5 protein-coding genes and 1 pseudogene are annotated in these 4,861 nt (G+C 59.7%); 2 read left to right on the top strand and 4 right to left on the bottom strand.

What is annotated here, in order from left to right:
* Positions 1-188 precede the first annotated feature (188 nt).
* The 3 genes from Q0349_RS00615 to Q0349_RS00605 all read right to left on the bottom strand — a co-directional run bounded on the left by Q0349_RS00615 (position 189) and on the right by Q0349_RS00605 (position 2,779).
* Complete coding sequence (locus Q0349_RS00615; protein WP_298078812.1) at positions 189-968, bottom strand: glycoside hydrolase family 16 protein; 780 nt, start codon at positions 966-968, stop codon at positions 189-191.
* Positions 969-1,063: 95 nt separating this feature from the next.
* Positions 1,064-1,603 carry a YceI family protein gene (locus Q0349_RS00610; RefSeq protein ID WP_298078810.1) on the bottom strand — a complete coding sequence of 180 codons (540 nt, stop codon included), beginning with the start codon at positions 1,601-1,603 and terminating at the stop codon, positions 1,064-1,066.
* Between the two features lie 255 nt (positions 1,604-1,858).
* Complete coding sequence (locus Q0349_RS00605) at positions 1,859-2,779, bottom strand: AraC family transcriptional regulator (protein ID WP_298078808.1); 921 nt, start codon at positions 2,777-2,779, stop codon at positions 1,859-1,861.
* 171 nt (positions 2,780-2,950) lie between these two features.
* On the opposite strand from Q0349_RS00605, the gene Q0349_RS00600 reads away from it, so the two are divergent.
* Positions 2,951-3,286, top strand: coding sequence for a carboxymuconolactone decarboxylase family protein (locus Q0349_RS00600; protein ID WP_298078806.1), 336 nt, complete (start codon positions 2,951-2,953; stop codon positions 3,284-3,286).
* Positions 3,287-3,390: 104 nt separating this feature from the next.
* Here the strand turns inward: Q0349_RS00600 and Q0349_RS00595 are convergent, their stop codons facing one another.
* The gene (locus tag Q0349_RS00595) at positions 3,391-4,686 is read right to left on the bottom strand and encodes an ATP-binding protein (protein WP_298078805.1); all 1,296 of its coding nucleotides are present in this window, start codon (positions 4,684-4,686) and stop codon (positions 3,391-3,393) included.
* Between the two features lie 66 nt (positions 4,687-4,752).
* On the opposite strand from Q0349_RS00595, the pseudogene Q0349_RS00590 reads away from it, so the two are divergent.
* Positions 4,753-4,861 (top strand): annotated as a pseudogene (locus Q0349_RS00590) (IS1 family transposase); the annotation flags it as partial.

Genomic DNA, 4,861 nt, shown 5'->3' with positions numbered 1-4,861 from the left:
TCAACTGTGTTCCCCAACCCGTCGGTTGGGGAACACGGTTGACTACGAGCCAGGTTTCCGTGAAGTTATCGGGACGGTGCGCCAAGGCGCACCCTATGGCAGGCTCTAGGCGTAAGGTCTGCGCTGTTCGCGTTTCTCGCCATCGTAATCAGCGGCAGGGCAAGCGCTACCCCGCAGCCAGCGGACAACTACTGCCACACCCGCACATAATCCACCAGCATATTTCCCGCGCCCGGCCGCTGCCCCTTCAGCACCCCGGCGGAGAAAACAATATACATCGGCACAGCAGGAATCCCGGCGCCGGTATAGCGATACACCGTGCGGCCATCGAGCAGCATCGTCATGCTGTCCGGCCGCCAGTCGAGCGTATAAATGTGCCAAGCGCCGCCCACATTCTCACCATAAGCGGGAAAACCATAAATCTGCCGCAACCGCCCGCCCTGGCGATAATGCACATTGAAATGCGCATCCACCTGGCCGCGTTCGGTGGTTGAAAACTCGGCAATATCCACCTCCGGCGGCCAGGCCGAATCCACCGGCGACGGCAACAGCCAGAACGCCGGCGCAATTCCCGCCGCGCTGGGCAGCCAGATACGCGCCTCAATCAGACCATAGCGGAAACTGAAACCGGTGGCGGTCGTGGCGATGCCTGCAGTGTAAGGATACGACCTGCCGCCATCGGTGAGGGCGACCGGCGCCCAGCGCAGGCGCAGATTGCCGTTTTGCAGGGTGGCATAACGGCTGTCAAAGGCGGCGTCATCCAAATCGGGGTTGAACGGCGCGCGATAGCCGTCGCCGCTGCCGCGCAAAGTCATCCAGCCGCGCTGCTGCAAATCCGCGCCTGAACCGTCAAACTCCTCGGCATAACGCAACTGCCACGAACCGGCGACCGGTGGCCGCGAAGCGGGTGCGGCAAAGGCGGCGGTGCAAAAGAGGGCGGCGACAAACAGAATATGACGAATGTTCATGGGGATGGCTCCTTGAAATTTGCGGCATGGTAACAGTTTCAACATGGCGCCATAAAAAAACCACGGCGAACCGTGGTTTTTTTATGCAGGCACTTTTATTTGGCCTGAATGCCTTCGCCGGAAACTTTGATGGCGACTTCCGGGGCGACTTCAATATTGGCGCCATAATCGGCGGGTTTAAGGGTAAAGGCGGTTTCAAAGCCGCTGCGATAACCGCCCCAGGGATCTTTGCCCTCGCCATTTTTGCTCACGGGTACGGTGATGCTTTTTGTCTGGCCATTAAAGGTCAAATCGCCGCTTAATTGCCCGTCTTTCCAGCCGGTAGATTTGAAGGTGGCTTCCGGGAATTTGGCGCTGTTCAAATATTTTTGCAAATGTTCGTCGCGTTCGCTGTGGCCGGTATCAAGCGAAGTCATTTTAACGACGACATTGGCATCCTTGATTTCGCCGGTATCGCTGTCATAAACATAAGAACCGCTCACCTCCTTGAAAAGGCCGGGAATATGGCTGAAGCCCAAATGCGGCACGTCAATTTGCACAAAGAAATGGGTCGGGTCGATGTCGTATTTGACCGGGGCGGCAATGGCAGCACCAGAAACGAACGCAGCGGCCAGCAAGGTGGTACGGATATTCATGGATAACTCCTGGGGGTTGGTAATGGAAAAGTCATCATAGCGGGGCAGGATGGTTTTGCGGTTACTGTTTGGTTATGGTAAATATTTTATGTTTTTTGGAGGAATTTTATGGTTTCTTTAAGGCATATGATTGATGCCCATTATGACAGGTAATCCATCCGTGTTTATTCAGGCAAACCGACTCGATGCAGCGCGGGAATTGTTGCCGCAAGAACGGGTTTATACCGTGAAGCTGGATGGGGAAATGGATATTTTTCAGGGGGTATCCTGACGGGTTTCGTCTTTTCCCCCCTCCTGCTTGCGATAACGCGCCGGGGTAATGCCGAATTGTGCCTTGAAGGCGTTGTTGAAGGCGGCTTCGGACTGGTAGCCGGTTTCTTCGGCGATGCGGCCAACCGCGCGGTTGCTGTCGCGCAGCATTTTCGCCGCCGCCGACATTTTCAGCGCGCGGATGAAGGTTTGCACGCCGCTGCCCGCCGCCTGCTGGAATTTGCGGGCGAAGGTGGCGCGCGACATACAGGCGATTTCCGCCAGCGCTTCGGTGGTGCAGGGCGCAAACGGGTTGGCGAGGATGTGCGCGAGTACGCGCGCGAGGCCGGGGTCGGCAAAGAGCGCGGTGAGGCGGTGCTGTTGCGGCAGGTCGCTGATGTGGCGCAGGGCGAGCAGCAGCAGGATTTCGCAGAGGGCGCGGACGATGCTGACGCTACCTTCGCGCCGCGCCAGCGCTTCGTTATGGATGAGGGTGCAAAGGGCGGGCAGTTGCGGAATGTCGCCGAGTGGTACCCGCAGCGGTTCGGGCAGGATGGCGAGCAGCGCGGTGGCGGCGCGGTTACGCACTTGGTAGATGCCGCAGAGCATCCGCAGCGGTTCGCCGTCAGCATCGTTGCACAGTTGTAGCAGGCCGTTTTTGCGGTCGCCGCTGATGGCGCTGTCGCCTTCGCCCGCGTAGATGGTGTGCTGGCTGCCCGCGGTGAGGAGGAAGAAATCGCCCGCTTGCAGTTCGTGTTTTTTGCCGTTCACTTCGATGGTGCAGCGGCCTTCAAGCAGCAGGTGAAACCAGGCGGTGCCGGGTTCGTCCGCATCGTGCGGCATACGGAAGGGCGCTTGCAGGTGGCAATAGACTTCGATGCGGGTTTGCAGGTCAAGCAGGTCGAGATAGCGGTCGATGCTGTCCATAGGGATTCTCCGTGGGATTCGCGGGTATTATAGCGGTGGGGTTTGTGCGCTTTTATGACAAGCCTCAAAGGTTTGGCGGCGAGACGGCGCAGCGTTTTTTTGCGACAACGCGACGCGGCGTGGTTTTTATAATGCGCGCCTCTTTTCTTTGAACCTGTTATCGGAGTTTTTATGCTTGACTGGAAAAATTATCGTCTGAAATTAAAGAATCGCATTGGCGCTTTTGGCAAATTGCAACCAAAAACGTTGCAGGGTTATCAATCGCTGAACCAGGCGGGTGAAGACAGCCCGCTCGATTTGAAAACGCGCGAACTGATTGCGCTGGCGGTGGCGGTGACGACCCGCTGCGATGGTTGTATTACCGTGCACGTGGAATCGGCAATCAAGGCCGGTTGTACCCGCGAAGAGATTGCCGGGGCATTGGGCGTCGCCGTGGCGATGAATGCCGGGGCGGCTATGGTCTATTCGGCGCGCGTACTCGATGCTTATGAGGCGAGCCAGGGCTGATTTTTTCTTTCTCTATGGTTTGCGAAAAGCCACGGTTTTGCCGTGGCTTTTTTGATGGCGGTTGATTGGCGTGTTTATTGTTTTTTTATGCCTGACCCTTTGAGTTAGGGTATCTGGCGCGGAAAACGGATTTCCACGCGCAGACCGTGCGGATGGCTTAGCGCATCGCGCAGGGTGAGGGTTGCACCGTATTTGTCGCAGAGGGTTTTGACGATGGCGAGTCCCAGCCCGGTGCCTTCTTCGTCGCTGCCGAGTTGGCGGTAAAACGGGTCGAGCACGCGCGCGCGTTCGTCGGCGGCGATGCCGGGGCCGTTGTCTTCGACGATGAGGATGGTCGCATCAGTGCGGGTTTCGAGGTCAAGGTCAATGCGGCTGCCGCGCGGGCTGTAGCGCAGCGCGTTGTCGGCGAGGTTTTTGATGAGGGTATAGAGTTCGGCGGCGGGGAGGGGCAGGGTGGCGTCGGTGTCGCTGGCGATGCCGAGGTCGCTCTGTTTGGCGTCGGCAAGCGGCAGCAGGGTTTCGATAACCTGGCGAAAGACAGCCTGCACGTGGCTCGCGGCGGGGGCGGCGGTTTCGCTGTGTTGACTGCGGGCGAGCAGCAGCAGTTGTTCAAGCAGGGCGCTGGTGCGGCGGATGCCGTCGCGCAGGGTGTGCAGTTGCGCGCGTGCGGCGGCGTTGTCGGCAAGGTGCGGCGCGAGGCGTTCGGCTTGCAGGGTAAGCGCGGTCATCGGGGTGCGTAGTTCGTGCGCGGCATCCGCTATAAAGCGTTGTTCGCGGCGGATGGTGCTGTCGATGCGCGCCAGCAGGCGGTTCATGGCGCGGGTGATGCCGCGCAACTCTTGCGGCACGCCGCTGTCGGCGAGTGGCGAGAGGTCGTTTTCGCCGCGCGCTTCGATGTCGCGGCTGAGGCGACGCACCGGGCGCAGCGCGCGGTGGATGGTGTAGAGGCTGGTCAGCGCGAGGATGGGGACGAGCAGCAACAGCGGCGCGATGGCATGCCAGGCGCTGGCGTTGGCGATGGTGTCGCGGCTTTCGGTGTCCTGGATGAGGGCGAGGCGTTCGCCGCCGGGGTAGGTGTGGATGTAGGCGCGGTAGTGGCGGTCGTGGCGGCGCAGGTCGTGGTAGCCGTCGTGCGGGTTTTTGCCGAGGAAGCGGCCATAGCGACCGGTACGGGCGACGGCTTCGATGTCAATGCGGTTGTCGTCGTCGAGGTCGGCGCGGCGCGGCGGGTTGTGCGGGTCAATGAGGGTCGCGGTCTGGCGCAGGATGTCGTCCTGGTAGTCGTTGGCCTCGTTGTGGATGGCAAGCCAGGCGGTGATGCCGGAGATGAGGGCGACGGCAAGGGTCGCGGCGGTGAGGCTGGCGGCCAGGCGTAGGCGCAGCGAGGGGGCGTTTTTCATGGGCGGGGTGGCGGGTGAAGATGATTCGTTATTTATAACTATCCACCGAAAGTTTCAGACAAGGCAGAATTTTGGACGTTTGTCGGCAAAAAACGCAACAAGGTCTGGCTCATTTATGCTTATGACCAGGCGGGCGGGGAAATCGTTGCCTATGAATGGGGCAAGCGGGATTTGG

The organism is uncultured Cardiobacterium sp., from assembly GCF_938028185.1.
Classification (GTDB): domain Bacteria; phylum Pseudomonadota; class Gammaproteobacteria; order Cardiobacteriales; family Cardiobacteriaceae; genus Cardiobacterium.
The sequence above is the reverse complement of the archived record's forward strand: the minus strand, read 5'-3'. Positions and strand labels throughout refer to the sequence as shown.